The following is a 16,370-nucleotide window of genomic DNA, read 5'->3' as shown; positions in this document are numbered from 1 at the left end:
CATCGTTAACTCAGTTCAGACCATAGCGACGTATTCAGCCGACTTTTTAAGCGAACACGGGGACTTTTTAAGCCGGCGCTGCAAAAGCGCAAACACTGCCAATAAAAATCCTCAGCATGCTCTATAAATATCCGTTCAATATTTCGATCAGAAGTGTGCATAATTATTGCCTGCAAATTGGGTGGGCCATGACCAGGCTCGCAAAACCTTATGTGCAAGCAGGTATCGGTGCACCACGCACAACAGTCGCGCATCAAGAAAGCGCCGATGTGTGCCGATATGCGTCCTGCGTTCCGACGTCCCCATAGGAAGTACCCATGTTCAGTCGCCTTTCAATTCAGTGGAAAATCACGCTGCTCGCCGGCCTCTGCCTGTTAATCATCGTGACCTTGTTGGTGGGTACCTCGCTGTACCAGTCCAAAAGCACGGCCGACGTGGTAAAGGCCTCCAGCACGGCAATGCTGCAAGAGTCCGCCCAAAAGCGCATGGCGGCGCGCGGGGAAACCCAGTCGCTGCGCATTCAGCGTTATTTCATGGACGCCTATCAGTACGGCAACGGCTTTACCCGTCAGGTGAAAATGCTGATGGGCCAGGCCAAGGCGCACGGCATCGAGCCGGGCGCGGTGCGTACCGACCTGTCGGAACAAATGCACACAGCGTTACAAGGCAACCCGAACCTGCTCGGCCTGTATGTGGTGTTTCTACCCGATGGCCTGGATGGCCAGGACGCTCAGTTCGTGGGCCAGGACGCCTTGGGCAGCAATGACATCGGTCGTTTCGCCCTGTACTGGTCGCAATCTGGCAGCGGCGAGCTGGAACCGGAGGCGATGAAGGAAGAGTTGCTCAACGACACCACCGTGATGAGCAATGGCACGCCCTACAACTCCTGGCTCACCTGCCCGCTCACGGTCAAGAAACCCTGCGTACTGGACCCCTATATCGACGAAGTCGACAAGGTCAAAACCCTTATGACCAGCATCGCCTTCCCGGTGGAAGTGGATGGCAAGGTGGTGGGTGTGGTGGGCGTGGATATCAGCCTGTCCAGCCTGCAAGAGATCAGCACCAAGGCCAATAAAGAGCTGTACGACGGCCAGGGCCACGTCAGCATCATCAGCCCGCTGGGCCTGTTCGCCGGCCACAGCCGCGACCCGTCGGTGCTGGGCAAGCCGCTGAGCGCTGCCTTTGGTGAGCATGGCAATGAGCTGGCACGGCTGACCGCCAGCGCCACCTCACAGGTAGTGCACGAAGGCGACATGCTGCAGGTGCTGGAACCGCTGCTGCCGATTCCCGAATCCAAGCCGTGGAGCGTGTTGATCGAGGTTCCGGAAAAAGTACTGACGGTACCGGCGAAAAAACTCGAAGCCGAACTGGACAGCCGCCGCACCGGTGACAGCGTGTTCTCCCTGGTCGGCGGCCTGGTTGCCGTGGTGCTCGGCTTGCTGTTGATGTGGCTGACCGCCCGGGGCGTGACCCGGCCTATTCTCGGCGTAGCCGCCATGTTGCAGAACATCGCTACAGGTGAAGGCGACCTGACACGCCGCCTCGACTACGCCAAGCGCGACGAACTGGGCGAACTGGCGGGCTGGTTCAACCGCTTCCTCGACAAGCTGCAGCCGATTATTGCCGACGTGAAAAACTCCGTGCAGGACGCCCGCGGCACGGCCGATCAGTCATCGGCCATTGCCCGCCAGACCAGCTCTGGCATGCAGCAGCAATACCGTGAAGTCGACCAGGTGGCCACCGCCTTCCAGGAAATGAGCGCCACCGCCCAGGACGTCGCCCATAACGCCGCCCAGGCGGCCGACGCTGCCCGTAGCGCCGACGATGCCACCCGTGAGGGCCTCGGCGTTATCGGCCAGACCACTAACGCCATCGAGCTGCTGGCCAATGAAATGAACGTGGCCATGGAAGAAGTCCAGGGCCTGGCCAGTAGCAGTCAGCAGATCGGCTCGGTGCTGGAAGTCATTCGCTCGATTGCCGAGCAGACCAACCTCCTGGCCTTGAACGCAGCCATTGAAGCGGCGCGTGCCGGGGAAGCCGGGCGCGGCTTTGCGGTGGTGGCCGATGAGGTGCGTAACCTGGCCAAACGCACGCAAGATTCGGTGGAAGAAATTCGCCAGGTGATCGAGGGCCTGCAAAGCGGCACCCGCGAGGTGGTCAGCAGCATGGGCAGCAGCCATCGCCAGGCCCAGGCCAGCGTGCAGCAGGTGGAATTGGCCGTCAGTGCGTTGCAGCGCATCAGCAATGCCGTGGGCGTGATCACCGATATGAACCTGCAGATTGCCAGTGCGGCGGAGGAACAAAGCTCGGTGGCCGAAGAGATCAACCGCAACGTGGCCTCGATTCGCGACGTGACTGAATCGATTTCGGCGCAAGCCGATGAGTCGGCACAGGTGAGCCAGGCGTTGAATCGCCTGGCCAACCATCAGCAGGCGTTGATGGATCAGTTTCGCGTCTGATCGCTGCCCTCCCCCCTCTCCCTCGCGGGAGAGGGTTAGGAGGCGACTCCACGCACACCACCCCGGCATGGCGCCATCGGCCCACCGCCCTGACGCGCCGCCCCTTGCCCGCCACGCCGCCACTCGCTAGCCTGCGCGCTGTCTATCTCGCCCCTCATCACCAAGGAATTGCCGATGCTCAACTACGCCATCGTTGCTGGCTCCAGCCGTACTGACAGCCAGTCGGCCAAGGTCGCCCATTTTCTTCAACAACGCTTGATTGAACTGAACCTGACCAGCGCCGCCACCAGCACCGTTATCGACCTGGGCACCGGCCCACTGCCCCTGTGGCCCGCCACTGACACCGGCCCATGGGCGCACTACGCCGAACAATTGAAAGCTGCCGACGCCGTCATCGTGATTGTGCCGGAGTGGAATGGCATGGCCTGCCCGGCCATCAAGAACTTCTTTATCTACACCAGCAAGGCCGAACTGGCACACAAGCCAGGGCTGCTGGTAGGCGTATCGGCGGCCGTGGGCGGCCCGTATGTGATCAGCGAAATGCGCGCCTCGAGCTACAAGAACTGCCGCGTGAACTACCTGCCGGAACATATTCTGGTACGCCACTGCAACGGCGTACTCAACGGCCCGCAGGCCGCCAGCGAAGACGACCAGCGCCTGCGTGACCGTATCGACTACACCCTGGATATTCTGGCCAAGTACGCTCAGGCGCTGAAGCCGGTGCGTGAGTTGATCGACATGACCAATCCGGGGTTCGCCAACGGCATGTAAGGCCGCCGCTGGCCCTAAAAAAACCGCCGCAGCCTTCGGGCCACGGCGGTTTTTTTGTTTCTGCCAGCCTTAGAATTTTAAGGATTAGAACTTGAAGCGTTTGACCAAGTGGCTCAGGTCGCCCGCCAGGTACGACAGTTCGCCGCTGGCAATGGTGGTTTGCTGTGCACCGACGGTGGAATGCACGGCGAGATCGCGAATGCTGGTCAGGCCCCGGTCTACTTCATGGGCCACTTGCGCTTGTTGTTCGGCAGCGGTGGCAATTTGCAGACTGCGCTCATTGATCTGCACGATGGCCGTGTTGATCTGCACCAGCGCCTGGCCAGCCGCCTGAGACAGCACCTGAGTGCGCTGAGCCTGTTCACTGGTTTGCGCCATGGCCTGCAACGCTGCGCCGCTGCGGCCTTGAATGCTGGCCATCATCTCTTCGATATGCACGGTCGCGTCCTGCGTGCGCCGGGCCAATGCCCGAACCTCGTCCGCCACCACCGCAAAGCCACGGCCGCTTTCGCCGGCACGTGCCGCTTCAATGGCGGCATTAAGGGCCAATAGGTTGGTTTGTTCGGCAACAGCGCGAATCGCCGCCACCACCTTGTTTACGTCAATGGCTACCGTGGCCAATTCCTCCACGCTGGTGGCGCTGTCCTGTACCTGGTTGACCATCTGGGCAATAGCGGCAAGCGTCTCATCCACCCGCTCACAGCCATGGTCAGCCGCTTCGCTGGTCAGTGCGGCGACATCCAGCGCCCCGGCAGCGTTGCGCGCCACTTCTTCGATGGCCGCGCTCATCTGGGTGACCGCCGTGGCAGCCAATTCCACTTCATTGGCCTGGGCTTCCATGCCTTTGGAAGACTCCTCGGTAATCAGGTGCATCTGCTCCGAGGTCGCGGCTAGTTGCGTCGACGAGTCGCTGATTTTGCCCAGCGCGTCGCACAAGTTGTTCTGCATGGCGGCCAGCGCTTTGAGCAACCGGGCCATCTCGTCCTGGCCATCGACCACAATGGCTTCGCTCAAGTCGTTGGCGGCAATCCGCTCGGCAATACGCACGGCCTGGCGCACCGGTAAAAGCAGGCTGCGGGTATACACCCAGGCCACCGCAACGCACACCAACACGCCGAACACGTTGGAGCCAATTACCCAGGTAAAGGTATCGTCATAGGCGCTTCGGGCATTGCTGCTGTAAAGCTGGGCACGCGCGTCCGTGGTGTTGACGAAGGCCGTGATCTGCTTTTGCAGCGCAGCACCGGTGTCGTGCAGCGCAGTGGCACTGAATTGCGCCGCCGCCGGTGCGTCGTCACGGGCAACCAATGCCAGGTACTGGTCTTGCGCCTGATCAAACTGCCCGACGGTGCTGCGCAGGTTAGCCAGTGCCTGCTGCTCCTCGATGCCCAGAGGCAGCGAGGCCAGGGTTGAAAGGTTGTCGTTGATTTTTGCACGCCACCGGACAATATCGGCCGAGGCCTCAGTGCGGGTCGCCTCGCTTTCCATGGCATTGCGCAGAATGCTGTTGGCCGCGCTGATTTTCGAGAGGTTGGCATCCAGCTCCCCCAACGCCTTTGCGGCCGGCACGATTTGCTGCTGAAAGTAGGTACCGACGGTGTGCAGGGTGCTCGCCTGACGCAGCGCGGCCAGGCCGAGGCTTGCGATCACCACACAAAACAGGCCGAAACACAGCGTCGAGCGCTGGGCCAGGTTGAGCTTTCGAATAATCATGGGAGTCGTCCAGTAAAGTGCGGAAACCACAGCGCACCGACGTAAGCCATAAACGATGACTGGCCGATGCGTGTTGCTGGACGGAATTAGATGACAGGCGTAGGCCGCCACTTAAGGCGAAACGCCCCATGCTGCTGTAGGGATTTTCTACAATCTGTGGGTATGACCAGAGGCCAGATCAACGGCCCTTCTCCCACGGCACCTCTCGGGGAAACGGGCGAGAGAGTGATGTATGGCGGCGTGCGCGGTTTATCTGTAGGAGCCAGCTTGCTGGCGGACCCTGCAAACGCAGGTCGCGAATCACCTTTTACAGGGTTCGCGACCAAGGTCGCTCCTACAAAAGCGGCAAGGCTTTTAATCTACTTCGAAACACCAACCCTCAAGGCATGGAATGGTTTCATTGCGTCACTTTCCCTGTAGCAAATATGGATGTACTGAAAGGTACCAGCCCTCACTCCCCACGCATTGGCACAGATACCACGAGGTCCGCTACAGCGTAGCTCGCTTGCTCGTCAGGGCTATGTAAGGCCACTCGGCAGCCCATCATCATTTCGTCACATAGCCGGGGCACTCTGCAGACACGCAATGTGTGTGCGTGCTCGATAACTTGCCGACCTCGCGTTGGCATTTTTTTTGACCCACTCAAACCCTTGTTACAGGAGAAAAACCATGGAAATAGCAGTGCAAAAAGAGATCAGCGGCAGCCGCGAAACCTGGCTGGTGAAAACCGGCAGCATGGCCATTTCCTTTTCGGACCAGGGCTCGGCCATGAGCTTTGCCGACAAGCTCAAGGAGCGCGTGGAAGCACCGCACCCGCTCCTGGGTGAAGTGCTGCTATCGAGCTATGCCGGCCTCGGTGAAGTGGCGCAGTAAACCGTGATGGCTACGCCCCACGTTTTTTCTTGCAACCAAATTCACGCTCGCAAGGTCAGTAACGCATCCCAAATGGCCGAGGCAGCCATCAAACAGCAATATGTGCGTTTTACAGTGCAGCCTCGAATTCAGGAGTTACCCCTTGTGAGTCGCACCACCCGAACCCTGTGCAAAACCCTCGACCAGGTCGCCGCCAATAACGAGACCGCTGCGATTGCCGTGATGCGGGCCGCCGAAGCCAGCAATGATCAGGTGCTCAAGCAGCAGTTGCTGAACGTTATCCATCGCTTGAATGTGGACGCCACGCTGCTGCAGGCGGCCCGCCAGGAAGTCGCCAGCGAAGGGCTTAAGAGGGCCTGAGTGCACGCCCTGGCTACCGCTGGGCAAATTATCTAAACCTTCCGGGCCCCCTTCCCGTCCACTGCTTAGCGACACTTTGTTCGCGCAACAGTGGAAAACCGCCCATGAACACCTCCCCGCTCAAACACCTCGGCCTGGCCTGCGTGCTGACGTTCAGCGCCTTGGCCAGCGCCGTGGCCGCCACGTCCAACGCCTTCGTCGAGGACGCCGCTCAAGGCGGTATCAATGAAGTGGAAAGCGCCAAACTGGCTCTGGAAAAAAGCAGCAGCACCGACGTGCGTGAATTCGCCACCCATATGCAAGCTGACCATAGCAAGGCGAATGCCGAGCTGATGGGCCTGGCGAAAAAGCTAGACCTTGAAGTGCCCGACGAAGCCTCGTTGGTGGCCAAAGCGAAAACACTCTTGCTGGAAATTCGTGACGAGTCCTTTGACAAGGCCTACGCCAACAACCAGGTGATGGCCCACGAAAAGACCGTCGAGCTATTCAAGAAAGAAGCCGAGTCTTCGGACAAACCCGAGCTGAAAGCCTTTGCCCAGAAAACGCTGCCGACCCTGGAGCATCACCTGGAAATGGCCAAGCAGTTGAAGGCCAAACACACTGACTAAGCCCGGGAGGCCGCTATGAATCACCAACCCAACGCCACCGGCGGCAAACACATTGATCCGGACCTGGGCTTCGACCCGGACTCGCCGGACCTCGCCGACCCGCAGATTGACCCACCGCACCCACCGCGCATTCCCGACGATGCGCCGGACCCACGCCCCGATCGACGTGCGCCCAGCGACGAATACCCGCCTTACGAAAAACCGTAGCCGGTCTTGAAATGGAGTGAGCGCAATGACCTTGCACTACGTGGCCTGCCTGGCGGATTTGCATGAAGGCCAACTAAGCCAAGCAACACTGGGCGATCACACCATCGTGTTATGGCGCGAGGGCGATACGGTGCGCGCCTATCAGGGCGAGTGTCCCCATGCCCGCGCGCCGTTGGCTGACGGCGCCGTTTGTAACGGACGGCTTGTGTGCCCCTGGCACAAGGCAGTGTTTCGCCTGAGCGATGGTCATGTGTGCGAGCCGCCTGCCCTGGAAGACTTGCAACGTTACGCCGTAACGCTGCAGGACGGCCAGGTGTATGTGGACGACCAGCCGCTACCACCCGAGGCTGCACCACGCAGCGAAGCCGATACGCGTCTTTTCGTGGTGGTAGGTGCTGGCGCGGCAGGCACGGCGGGGGCCTCGGCGTTGCGCGAGCATGGTTTTGCCGGTCGTGTGCTGCTGATTGATCGCGAGCAAACGCCCGGCTACGACCGCACCGTACTGAGTAAATTTGTGATTGCAGGCGAGATGGCGCCGGCGCAGATTCCGGACCTGAAAGACGATGATTTTTACCGGCAGCAGCGCATTGAGCGGGTACATGGGCACGTACACAGAGTGGATGCCCAGCGGCGCGAAATCGAGCTGAGCGATGGTCGCCAGTACCGCTACGATTCGGCCTTGCTGGCCACTGGCGCCGAACCCAAGACCCTTGATGTGCCCGGCGCCCAGTTGCACAACGTGCACGTGCTGCGTTCCAGAGCACACGCCGCCAATATTCTCCACGCCACCCAGCCCGGTGACCGGGCCGTGGTCATCGGCGACAGTTTTATTGGTTTGGAAGCGGCCAGCGCGTTGCGCAAACGTGGGCTGAGCGTGACCGTGATTGCCCGCCATGAAGTGCCGTTTGCCAAGCAATTTGGCCTGGAGATCGGTCGCGCGATCCGCCTGCTGCATGAAAGCAACGGCGTTGTGTTTCGCGTGGGGGAAGAGGCCGTGAGTTTCGAAAGTGGCCATGCCGTGGACGATCAACAGGTGCAAGCAGTCCGCCTGGCCTGTGGCGAACGGATTGCCGCCGACCTGGTGTTGCTGGGCGTGGGCGTGAGCCCGGCCACGGATTTGCTCCACGGGCTGCGACTGTGTGAGGACGGCGCCTTGGCGGTAGACCAGCATATGCGTGCGGCGCCTGGCCTGTGGGCCGCCGGTGATATTGCGCGCTTTCCCTTGGCTGACGAGCACCTGCGTATCGAGCATTGGCGCGTTGCACAGCAACATGCACGGGTGGCGGCGCAGAATATGCTCGGCACCGAAGTGGCGTATGAAGGCGTACCGTTTTTCTGGACCCAGCACTTCGGCAAACGCTTCGACTACCTGGGCCTTGCCAGTGATTGGGAAGAAACGGTGATTGAAGGCGACCTGGTTAACCTGCACTTTGTCGCGTTGCTGTGCACCGAGGGCAAGGTGGAAGGTGTGGTGACGTGTCAGCAGGAAGCGCTGGCCGCGCTGTTGGCAGAGCGCCTGCGTGAACCGTTAACGGTGGACGAGGCGCTGGGGTTGATTCGAGCCGCTGCGGCGGCCTGAATTTACTCTTTGGCGATGATGCCGGTTATGGTGATGCCGTAGTCCTTGAGCAATTGCATGGGCGGCTCGTTGGCCGGTTCTTCAGGGTCGCCGAATTCTCCCTTTTCCACGTTCTCCTCGGCCCACGCCAGCACGTAATCCACGGCTTGCTCGATGGTCGGTTGGTCAGCCTGGTGAACATCCAACGTCGAGGTACCTTCATCTTTGCTGTAGCTGATTACCCAATGGGTCATGGCCCTGTACTCCTGTATTTTTTGTCGGTGTGTATAGCTGCTGACTGAGCCTCGCCCGATCGGTTCAGGGGCATTTGTAACGGCGCTTGCCGGTTGCACGCCGTTCGCACGTTCTTTGTAGGAGAGGCTTGAGCCCCGATTTTCCGGGCCTGCAACGCCGCTGCTGGCAGTAGAAACTTGAACTTTCATACGTGCTGCTTTCTCTGAATCCCATGCATCGCCACGGCGCCCGCCGCTGTCACCAAGGGAATAGGAGAAACAGATGCCGGAACAGGCATGGCCTGAGCGCACCCCGTCCACCCTCGCCATCTTGCTCGCCGTTGCCGCCGCGTTCGCGCTGAGCGGCTGCGATGAACAGAGCGCGCCACCACCCCATGTGCGAGTGCTGGTGCAGGCGGTAAAACCCGGCGACTTCACCGACCAGGCTGAGCTCACCGGCGACATTCAGGCACGGGTGCAAGCGCAACAATCGTTTCGCGTTGGCGGCAAGATCATTGAGCGATTGGTGGAGGTTGGCGACACCGTCACCGCCGACCAGGTGCTGGCTCGCCTCGACCCGCAAGAACAGCAAAGCAATGTCGACAACGCCCGCGCCGCCTTGCAGGCGCAGGAAGCGCAACTGCGCCTGGCCGAGGTGAGTTTCAAACGCCAGAAGTTGCTGCTGCCCAAGGGCTACACAAGCAAAAGCGAATACGACCAGGCCCAGGCGCAACTGCGCTCCAGCCAAAGCTCGCACGCCGCCGCCCAGGCGCAATTGGCCAATGCCCGCGACATGCTCACCTACACCGAACTGAAGGCGTCCGCCGACGGCGTGATTACCGAGCGTCAGGCTGAAACCGGCCAGGTGGTTCAGGCCACCGTGCCGATCTTCACTCTGGCGCGTGCCGGTGAGCGCGATGCGGTATTTGATGTATATGAATCGCTGTTCAACCAGGAACTGGCTGAGCAACCCATCACCGTGGCGTTGCTGGATCGCCCGGCCATTCAGGCGCAGGGCAAGGTGCGGGAAATTACCCCGACCATCGATGCGCAAAGCGGCACCGTAAAGGTGAAAGTGGAATTGCAGAACGCGCCTGCGGAAATGAACCTGGGCGCGGTCGTGACTGCCACCGTGCACCCAAAAACCAGCCACCGTGTGGTGCTGCCGTGGTCGGCATTATTCAAGAGCCAACAGCAGCCCGCGGTATGGCTGGTGGACGCGCAGCACAAGGTGAGCCTGCAACCGGTCAGCGATGTCACCTATGGCAGCGGCACGGTGCTAGTGGGTCAGGGTTTGCAGGCGGGCCAGCAAGTGGTGGTCGCCGGCGGCCAATTGCTGCATCCGGGCCAGCAAGTGGAAATCGCCGCCCCGGAAAAAGCCGCCGAGCCGGAAAAAACAAAGATAGCGGCGCCGCCACAGGGGGCTAAACCATGAGCCGCCTTTCTCATGTTGCGACCGCCGTGCTGATGGCCACGATGCTGACGGCCTGCTCGGAAAAAGAACCAGAACAAGCCCCGCCGCGGCCCGTGCTGTACAGCGTGGTCAAGACGCAGCAGCAGGCCACGCTAGGCCGCTACGCCGGCACCATCGAAGCGCGCTATGAAACAACCGTGGGTTTTCGCACCAACGGCCGCATTGCCTCGCGCACAGTGAATGTCGGCGATAACGTCGCAAAAGGCACTCTCTTGGCAACCCTGGACCCCAGCGACCAGGAAAATCAGTTGCGCGCCAGTGAAGGCCGGATGGCCAGCGCCAATGCGCAATGGCTGGAAGCCCAGGCCGACGCTCGCCGGCAAACTGAACTGTTTGACCGCGGCGTGGGCGCCAAAGCCAACCTGGACGACGCCCAGACCCGCCTGAAAACCACCCGCGCCAGCCTCGACCAAGCAGCTGCCGATGTGCAACACGCCAAGGACCAGGTGAGTTATACCCGCCTGCTCAGCGACTTCGACGGCGTGGTGACCGCCTGGCGAGCGGAGATCGGGCAGGTGGTAGCGGCCGGGCAGGAAGTATTGACCCTGGCCCAACCCGATGTGCGCGAAGCCGTGTTCGACCTGCCCGACGAGCAAGTCGCCACACTGCCGACCGATGCCCGCTTCACCGTGACCTCACAACTGCAAAGCGACGTGCATGCCGACGCCCGTATCCGCGAGATGGCGCCCCAAGCCGATGCGGCCACACGGTCACGGCGGGTGCGCCTGACCCTGGAGCAAAGCCCGGAGGAGTTGCGCCTGGGCACCACCATCAATGTTCAACTCAGCAGCCAGACGCCCGCCCACACCACGCTGCCGGCCAGCGTGCTGATCGAGCAAGGCAATGCCAATGCCGAGCAGGGTCAGGTATGGGTAATCGAGCCGAAAAGTCTGGCCGTCAGTCAGCGCACGGTGCAGGTGTTGGCACGCAACGGTGACCAAGTGGTGATCGGCGACGGCGTACAGGATGGTGAGTGGGTGGTGCGCGCGGGCGTAAACAGCCTGAAACCAGGGCAAGTCGTGAAGTTGGATGCAGGAGCTGAGCAATGAGTCAGGAGGAAACCACCCACCCGCAGCCGAGTCAGGAGAAAACCGGCTTCAACCTGTCGGACTGGGCCCTGCGGCATCAGTCTCTGGTCTGGTATCTGATGGCTGTGTCCCTGGTGATGGGGATCTTCTCCTACTTTGAACTGGGACGTGAGGAAGACCCCTCCTTCACCATTAAAACCATGGTGATTCAGACCCGTTGGCCCGGCGCCACAGTGAACGACACTTTGCAACAGGTCACCGACCGCATTGAGAAAAAGCTGGAGGAACTGGATTCCCTCGACTACGTGAAAAGCTATACGCGACCGGGCGAGTCCACGGTATTTGTCTACCTCAAGGACACCACCGACGGTAAAGACATCCCGGATATCTGGTACCAGGTGCGTAAGAAAATCACCGATATCCAGGGCGAGTTTCCCCAAGGGTTGCAGGGCCCGTCGTTCAACGACGAGTTCGGTGACGTCTTCGGCAGCATCTACGCCTTTACCGGCGACGGCCTGAGTTACCGGCAACTGCGCGACTACGTGGAACAGGTGCGCCTGGATATTCGCAGTGTGGCGAACCTGGGCAAGGTGCAGCTGATTGGCGAGCAGAATGAGGTGCTGTACCTGAACTTCTCCACCCGCAAGCTGGCGGCACTGGGGTTGGACCAGGCGCAGGTGATGCAAAGCTTGCAGGCGCAAAACAGCGTGACGCCCTCGGGGGTGATCGAGGCCGGGCCGGAGCGTATTTCCGTAAGAACCTCAGGCGAATTCCGTTCGCAGCAAGACCTGCAAGCCGTGAATGTGCGGGTCAATGAGCAGTTTTATCGGCTGGCTGACCTGGCCACCATCGAACACCGCTACCAGGACCCGCCCGAATCGTTGTTTCGCTTCAACGGCCAGCCGGCCATTGGCCTGGCGGTGGCCATGCGCGATGGCGGCAATATCCAGACCTTTGGCAAGCAGTTACACCAGCGGATGGAGGAAATAACTGCCGAGCTGCCGGTGGGTGTGGGCGTGCATCAGGTGTCCAACCAGGCTGAAGTGGTGGACAAGGCCGTAGGCGGTTTTACCAGCGCGTTGTTTGAAGCAGTGGTGATAGTGCTGATTGTCAGCTTTATCAGCCTGGGCGTACGTGCCGGGCTGGTGGTGGCCTGCTCCATTCCGCTGGTACTGGCCATGGTGTTTGTATTTATGGAGTACAGCGGCATCACCATGCAGCGGATCTCCCTGGGCGCGCTGATCATCGCCCTCGGCCTGCTGGTGGATGACGCGATGATCACGGTGGAGATGATGGTCACCCGACTGGAGGCCGGTGACACCCGCGCCCAGGCCGCGACCTTTGCCTATACCTCCACCGCCTTCCCCATGCTGACCGGCACCTTGGTGACCGTGGCCGGCTTTGTGCCGATTGGGCTGAACGCCAGCTCCGCCGGCGAATACACCTTCACCCTGTTCGCGGTTATTGCCGTGGCACTCTTGGTGTCGTGGCTGGTAGCGGTGCTGTTTGCGCCGGTGATTGCCGTGCACGTGCTGCCCAAGTCCCTTAGCCATAAAAAGGATAAAAAGCCCGGACGTCTTACGCGGGGTATGGACCGTGGTCTGAAATGGACGATGCGCCACCGCTGGCTAAGCATCGGCCTGACGGTGGCGCTGTTCGCCACCTCGATTGTGTTGATGCAATTTGTGCAGCAGCAGTTCTTCCCCTCCTCCGACCGGCCCGAATTGCTGGTGGACCTGAACCTGCCGCAAAACAGCAGCGTGGAAGAAACCCGCCAGGTGGTGGACCGCCTGGAAGCCACGCTCAAGGGCGATGAGGATATTCAGCGCTGGAGCACTTATATCGGCGAAGGCGCCGCGCGCTTTTACTTGCCGCTGGACCAGCAACTGCAGAACCCCTTCTATGCCCAGCTGGTGATCGTCAGCAACGACCTCGAGGCTCGCCAACGCCTGGTGGCCAAACTGAAACGGCGGCTACGCGAAGACTTTGTCGGCATCAGCACCCTGGTGCAACCGCTGGAAATGGGGCCGCCGGTGGGCCGGCCAATTCAATACCGCATCAGCGGGCCGGACATCGACAAGGTGCGCGAATACGCCATGCAGGTGGCCGGCTTACTGGACGGTAACGCCAATATTGGCGACATGATTTACGACTGGAACGAGCCTGGCCGGGTGCTGAAGATTGACGTGGCCCAGGACAAGGCGCGGCAACTGGGCCTGTCCTCGCAAGATGTGGCGCAGGTGATGAATGGCGTGGTGACGGGCGCCAATGTCACCCAGGTGCGCGACAGCATTTATCTGATCAATGTGGTGGGCCGTTCCCAGGAAGCCGAACGCAGGGCGCCAGAAACCCTGGAGAACTTGCAGATCACCACCCCGCGGGGCACCTCGATTCCCCTGCGCGCGTTCGCGACCGTGAGTTACGAGCTGGAACAACCCCTGGTCTGGCGCCGTGATCGCAAGCCCACCATCACCCTTAAAGCCAGCGTGCACGGTGATAAACAGCCCACGGACCTTATGGCCGCGTTGCAGCCCAAGATCGACGAATTCGCTGCCAAGTTGCCGAAGTCCTACAGCATTAAACCGGGCGGCACCGTGGAGGAAAGCGGGAAGGCGCAAGGGCCGATTGGCAAGGTCATACCACTGATGCTGTTTCTGATGGCGACCTTTCTGATGATTCAGCTGCAAAGCGTGAAGAAGCTATTTCTGGTCGCCAGCGTCGCGCCGCTCGGGCTTATCGGCGTGGTGGCAGCCTTGCTACCAACCGGCACGCCGCTTGGCTTTGTGGCGATTCTGGGGGTGCTGGCGCTGATCGGCATCATCATCCGTAACTCGGTGATTCTGGTGACCCAGATCGACGAATTCCGCGACGCAGGCGCCGAGCCGTGGGACGCGGTGATCGAAGCCACTCACCACCGCACCCGACCGATTCTGCTGACGGCGGCAGCCGCGAGCCTGGGCATGATTCCCATCGCCCGTGAGGTGTTTTGGGGCCCCATGGCCTTCGCCATGATCGGCGGCATTATCAGCGCCACGCTGCTGACGTTGCTGTTTTTGCCGGCCCTGTATGTGGCCACCTACCGTATCAAGGAATCTTCCGTGCAGGGAGAGCTCGCTACGCACCATTGATCCAAAAGGCGGAACCGATGGCCGGCCAGTCTTTCCCACCTAGAGAAAGGCTTGGCCCTCAATCGCCGGCGTATACAAGGAGCTCTGCGATGGACGACCGCAAGGTTAAAACCGCCCAAAGCGCCGTGGCCCTGTTACACCTGGGCAGTCAGCCCCCGGAACACGAGCAGGATGTGCAGCTCACGCTAGCGAAAAAGATCGCCGCGATGCTGAATGTACCGCTACAGGCCGACCTCACGCCGTCAGCAACGGTTTACTGGATACCAGACGAAACCGTCATAGGCAGCGAACAGATGCAAGCGCTGGGCATCCGCCACGAGGCCAACTTCTTTGGCGGCGCCGTGCCGTATCCCTTTATGGCCACCAAGGCCATCAGCCACCCACTGATCGAGCACCCTGCTGCAGTGGTAGAGGGCTGGAGCGAGCGCTTCGACGAGCAGGCCAGCAGCGCCGTCCTGCGCGGCTTTACCGTGTTTGATCTGGCCGACGCCGAACGCGCCGGCCTCACACTTCTGGCCCATGGCCCGCTGAGAATAAAACCGGTGCGCGGCAAGGCCGGGCGGGGGCAGGAGCTGATTGAAGATGCGCAGCAATTGACGAGCTGCCTGCTCAATCAGGATGCCGTGGAGGTCGGCAACTGGGGGTTGGTGTTGGAAGAGCACTTGAAGGAAGTAGTGACCTTCAGTGTGGGCCAGGTACTGGTAGCCGGCATCACAGCCAGTTACTGCGGCACCCAGCGCCTGACCCAGGATGACAGCGGCGCCGAGGTATACGGCGGCTCGGACCTGATTTTGGTGCGTGGCGATTACGACCAGCTGGGCGCCCTGCCCTTGTCCCCTGCCCTGCACTTGGCCATAGAGCAGGCCGTGCGCTACGAGCAGGCTGCACTCGACTGCCTGGGGCTGGTGGCCTCCCGGCGCAACTACGATATCGCCCAGGGCATTGATTCGCTCGGCGAAGAGCGCTCCGGTGTTCTGGAGCAGTCGTGGCGAATTGGCGGTGCCAGTGCCGCCGAGATATTTGCACTGGAAGCGTTCTATCACGACCCCGCTCTGCAACGGTTGCGGGCCAGCACCTACGAAACCTACGGCGCTGATACGCCAGCCAACGCACAACGTCTTTATCACGGCGCCGTACCGCCCCACGGCACCCTCAGCAAATTCGTAAAGGTCGAACCCTATGCCTGCCCATAGCCAAACCGTGGACATCCACGTGGATGATGAAGTGATCGCCGGCACCCTGATGTCGCCCGAGCAGAAAGTCCCGGGAATATTGTTTGTACATGGTTGGGGCGGCAGTCAGCAGCGTGACCTGGCGCGGGCCAAAGGGATTGCCGGGTTTGGCTGTGTGTGCCTGACCTTCGACTTGCGCGGCCATGAACGCACCTCGGGCAGCAAGCAGACAGTGACGCGGGAACAGAACCTGGCCGATATCGTGGCCGCCTACGATCAGCTCGCACGGCACCCCGCCATCGACCCGGAAAAAATCGCGGTCATTGGTAGCAGCTACGGCGGTTATCTTGCGGCTTTTCTCACCGACATTCGCCCCGTCCGCTGGCTGGCGCTGCGGGTGCCGGCGCTGTATTGGGACGAAGAATGGACACTGCCCAAACAACTGCTGGACCGCGAACGCCTGGCCCGCTACCGCCGGACCCTGTGCCTGCCCGAGCAGAACCGGGCGTTGGCTTGTTGCTCGCGGTTTACCGGCGATGTGCTGTTGGTGGAGTCCGAACATGATGACTACGTGCCCCACACCACACTGATGAGCTACCGCGCGGCCTTTGAAAAAGCCCATTCGCTCACGCATCGAATGGTGGATGGCGCTGACCATGCCCTCAGCCAGGACAGCGACCAGAAGGCCTACACCTCAATTCTGACCAGTTGGGTGAGTGAGATGATCATCGGCGCGCGTACGGCGGACTATCCTCACCACTCGGCCATTTACTCCTGACGCACATA

General features: G+C 60.9%; 14 protein-coding genes and 2 pseudogenes. 13 read left to right on the top strand and 3 right to left on the bottom strand.

Features of this window, described 5'->3' with window-relative positions; all coding sequences use genetic code 11:
• Positions 1–317 precede the first annotated feature (317 nt).
• The 3 genes and pseudogenes from PKE98_RS27100 to PKE98_RS10300 all read left to right on the top strand — a co-directional run.
• Positions 318–1,601, top strand: a pseudogene (locus PKE98_RS27100) (PDC sensor domain-containing protein); the annotation flags it as partial.
• 102 nt (positions 1,602–1,703) lie between these two features.
• On the top strand, positions 1,704–2,459 hold the full coding sequence (locus PKE98_RS27095; RefSeq protein ID WP_445009280.1) for a methyl-accepting chemotaxis protein: 756 nt from the start codon (positions 1,704–1,706) through the stop codon (positions 2,457–2,459).
• 174 nt (positions 2,460–2,633) lie between these two features.
• On the top strand, positions 2,634–3,230 hold the full coding sequence (locus tag PKE98_RS10300; RefSeq protein ID WP_271195187.1) for an NADPH-dependent FMN reductase: 597 nt from the start codon (positions 2,634–2,636) through the stop codon (positions 3,228–3,230).
• 84 nt (positions 3,231–3,314) lie between these two features.
• Here the strand turns inward: PKE98_RS10300 and PKE98_RS27090 are convergent, their stop codons facing one another.
• The gene (locus PKE98_RS27090) at positions 3,315–4,070 is read right to left on the bottom strand and encodes a methyl-accepting chemotaxis protein (protein ID WP_373877842.1); all 756 of its coding nucleotides are present in this window, start codon (positions 4,068–4,070) and stop codon (positions 3,315–3,317) included.
• Positions 4,071–4,172: 102 nt separating this feature from the next.
• Positions 4,173–4,943 (bottom strand): annotated as a pseudogene (locus PKE98_RS27085) (MCP four helix bundle domain-containing protein); the annotation flags it as partial.
• Positions 4,944–5,612: 669 nt separating this feature from the next.
• On the opposite strand from PKE98_RS27085, the gene PKE98_RS10290 reads away from it, so the two are divergent.
• From PKE98_RS10290 to PKE98_RS10270, 5 genes are all read left to right on the top strand, one after another.
• A complete protein-coding gene (locus PKE98_RS10290; RefSeq protein ID WP_271195185.1) occupies positions 5,613–5,816 on the top strand; it encodes a hypothetical protein in 204 nt (67 codons plus the stop codon).
• A 144-nt stretch (positions 5,817–5,960) separates the two neighbouring features.
• Entirely contained in the window at positions 5,961–6,176 is a 216-nt protein-coding gene (locus PKE98_RS10285; protein WP_271195184.1) for a hypothetical protein, read from the top strand.
• Positions 6,177–6,280: 104 nt separating this feature from the next.
• Positions 6,281–6,784 carry a DUF4142 domain-containing protein gene (locus PKE98_RS10280; protein WP_271195183.1) on the top strand — a complete coding sequence of 168 codons (504 nt, stop codon included), beginning with the start codon at positions 6,281–6,283 and terminating at the stop codon, positions 6,782–6,784.
• A 15-nt stretch (positions 6,785–6,799) separates the two neighbouring features.
• Entirely contained in the window at positions 6,800–6,991 is a 192-nt protein-coding gene (locus tag PKE98_RS10275; protein ID WP_271195182.1) for a DUF6021 family protein, read from the top strand.
• A gap of 25 nt (positions 6,992–7,016) precedes the next feature.
• The gene (locus PKE98_RS10270; RefSeq protein WP_271195181.1) at positions 7,017–8,570 is read left to right on the top strand and encodes an FAD-dependent oxidoreductase; all 1,554 of its coding nucleotides are present in this window, start codon (positions 7,017–7,019) and stop codon (positions 8,568–8,570) included.
• A 2-nt stretch (positions 8,571–8,572) separates the two neighbouring features.
• Here PKE98_RS10270 and PKE98_RS10265 read toward each other — a convergent pair whose 3' ends face one another.
• Complete coding sequence (locus PKE98_RS10265; protein ID WP_271195180.1) at positions 8,573–8,803, bottom strand: hypothetical protein; 231 nt, start codon at positions 8,801–8,803, stop codon at positions 8,573–8,575.
• 262 nt (positions 8,804–9,065) lie between these two features.
• Here PKE98_RS10265 and PKE98_RS10260 point away from each other — a divergent pair, with 262 nt between their 5' ends.
• The 5 genes from PKE98_RS10260 to PKE98_RS10240 all read left to right on the top strand — a co-directional run bounded on the left by PKE98_RS10260 (position 9,066) and on the right by PKE98_RS10240 (position 16,362).
• On the top strand, positions 9,066–10,217 hold the full coding sequence (locus PKE98_RS10260; RefSeq protein ID WP_271195179.1) for an efflux RND transporter periplasmic adaptor subunit: 1,152 nt from the start codon (positions 9,066–9,068) through the stop codon (positions 10,215–10,217).
• Positions 10,214–11,305 carry an efflux RND transporter periplasmic adaptor subunit gene (locus tag PKE98_RS10255; protein ID WP_271195178.1) on the top strand — a complete coding sequence of 364 codons (1,092 nt, stop codon included), beginning with the start codon at positions 10,214–10,216 and terminating at the stop codon, positions 11,303–11,305. Before PKE98_RS10260 ends, PKE98_RS10255 begins: the two co-directional genes overlap by 4 nt.
• Positions 11,302–14,412: an efflux RND transporter permease subunit gene (locus tag PKE98_RS10250; RefSeq protein ID WP_271195177.1), complete on the top strand. Its 3,111-nt coding sequence runs from the start codon at positions 11,302–11,304 to the stop codon at positions 14,410–14,412. The genes PKE98_RS10255 and PKE98_RS10250 overlap by 4 nt, the downstream gene beginning before the upstream one ends.
• An 89-nt stretch (positions 14,413–14,501) precedes the next feature.
• The gene (locus tag PKE98_RS10245; protein WP_271195176.1) at positions 14,502–15,605 is read left to right on the top strand and encodes a DUF3182 family protein; all 1,104 of its coding nucleotides are present in this window, start codon (positions 14,502–14,504) and stop codon (positions 15,603–15,605) included.
• Entirely contained in the window at positions 15,592–16,362 is a 771-nt protein-coding gene (locus PKE98_RS10240; protein ID WP_271195175.1) for an alpha/beta hydrolase family protein, read from the top strand. Before PKE98_RS10245 ends, PKE98_RS10240 begins: the two co-directional genes overlap by 14 nt.
• Positions 16,363–16,370: the final 8 nt, after the last annotated feature.

The organism is Pseudomonas turukhanskensis (assembly GCF_027922365.1).
GTDB classification, from domain to species: Bacteria; Pseudomonadota; Gammaproteobacteria; order Pseudomonadales; family Pseudomonadaceae; genus Aquipseudomonas; species Aquipseudomonas turukhanskensis.
The sequence above is the reverse complement of the archived record's forward strand: the minus strand, read 5'-3'. Positions and strand labels throughout refer to the sequence as shown.